This window comes from Trebonia sp. (assembly GCF_049794275.1).
GTDB lineage: Bacteria > Actinomycetota > Actinomycetes > Streptosporangiales > Streptosporangiaceae > Trebonia.
Genome location: NZ_JBARCR010001160.1, coordinates 1 through 1,693, shown reverse-complemented (window position 1 = coordinate 1,693; position 1,693 = coordinate 1). Strand labels below are relative to the sequence as shown.

At 71.2% G+C, this 1,693-nt stretch carries 2 protein-coding genes; one reads left to right on the top strand and one right to left on the bottom strand.

The window, feature by feature from the left end:
• The coding region (locus WA805_RS28650) for a L,D-transpeptidase family protein (RefSeq protein ID WP_425243883.1) at positions 1–949 on the top strand (949 nt) is incomplete at its 5' end.
• Here the strand turns inward: WA805_RS28650 and WA805_RS28645 are convergent.
• On the bottom strand, positions 933–1,693 hold a 761-nt coding region (locus tag WA805_RS28645), incomplete at its 5' end, for an N-acyl homoserine lactonase family protein (RefSeq protein WP_425243882.1). The genes WA805_RS28650 and WA805_RS28645 overlap by 17 nt on opposite strands.

Sequence of the window (1,693 nt, the reverse complement as noted above, 5' to 3'; positions counted from 1 at the left end):
CAGCCCCGCCGCGGGCAGCCGGGGCGTCGACGGGGCGGACAGCATCACGGTCACCTTCAACCAGCCGCTGCCCGCGTCGGCCCCGCTGCCGCGGCTGTCGCCCGCCGTCGCCGGGGCGTGGCAGCGTGAGGGAGACGCCGCGGTGTTCACGCCGCAGCCGGGGATCCCGGCCGGCACCAGGGAAACGGTCATGGTGAGCGCGGGAGACGGTCCCGTACGTTCCGAGCAAAAGTTCTCTTTCACCACCGCCGCCTACAGCACGCTCCGGCTGCAGGAGCTGCTCGCGCAGCTTGGCTACCTGCCCATGAGCTGGGCACCAGCCGTGGGCGCCGCGATCCCTGACGAGAGCCCGGCCGCGCAGCTTGCCGCGGCGTACCAGCCGCCGCCGGGGACGTTCACCTGGCGGCACGGCTACCCGAGCGCCCTGCACTCCTTCTGGCGGCAGGGCAGCGCCAACCTGCTCGCCAAGGGCGCGATCACCGGGTTCGAGGCCGACCACGGGCTGGTCACCGACGGGGTGGCTGGCCCGCGGGTGTGGGCGGAGCTGCTGCGCGCGGCCGAGACGGGTGCCGGCAACCGGCACGGGTACAGCTACGCGATCGCCAGCCAGTCCATCCCCGAGACGCTGACGATCTGGCACGACGGCCGCCAGGTGTTCTCGTCGGCGGCCAACACCGGCATCTCGGCCGCGCCGACGCCGGTGGGCACATTCCCCGTCTACGAGAAACTGCCGTTCCAGGTCATGCAGGGCACCAACCCGGACGGGTCGCACTATGCCGACCCGGTGCAGTGGGTGTCGTACTTCGAGGGCGGCTCCGCGGTGCACTACATCGCGCGCGGGTCCTACGGCTACCCGCAGTCGCTCGGCTGCGTGGAGCTGCCGTACTCGGCGGCCGCGCAGGCGTATCCCTACCTGCCGTACGGCACGCTGGTCACGGTGACTCCCTAGCCGCAGTCAGGTCCGTCACGTCGGGCCCGGCTGGGTGCGGGGCGAACCTGGTGCGGACCAGCGGGTCGTGCCCGGCCACCAGGCTGGTGCCTGGCCGGGCCGCTAGGTCGGCCAGCAGGTCATAGGCCCGGTACATAGCGGGCAGGTCGGCGATGATAGCGAACGGGCGGTCGCGCTCTACCTCCTCGTAAAAGTGCACGGCGTCGGAGGCGAGCACAACAGTGCCCGTCGCCGTTGGCACCGAGACGACCACCTGGCCTGGGGTGTGGCCGCCGACCTCGATGAGCTCGGTGCCGTCGTCCAGCGTGTGCTGACCCTTGATGAGGGTGAGCCGCCCCTCCGCGTCCGCGCGCTGGAGGTAGGCGATCTCATCAGCTTCGGCGTGCGTGACGAACTGGCTGCGGCGGGCCATCGGGGAGGTCCAGAAGTCGTATTCGGCCTGGCTGATGACGATCCGCGCGTCCGGGAACTGGTGCAGGTTGCCAGTGTGGTCCCAGTGCGCGTGGGTGACCACGATCGTGTGGACGGAGCCGGGGTCGACGCCGATCGTGGGCAGCGCGTCCGCGGGCGTGGTCCACCAGGCGCGGCGGCGGCGGTCCCCGACGACCGGGTTGAAGCCGGTGTCGACGAGGATGGTTCCCGCTCCGTCGCGGACGACCCAGAAGTAGTAGTCCATCTCGATGTCCGCGTCCGGCTCACCGTACAGGTGGTGGTTGAGGAAGTTCTCCGCGCGGGTCGTCGTCC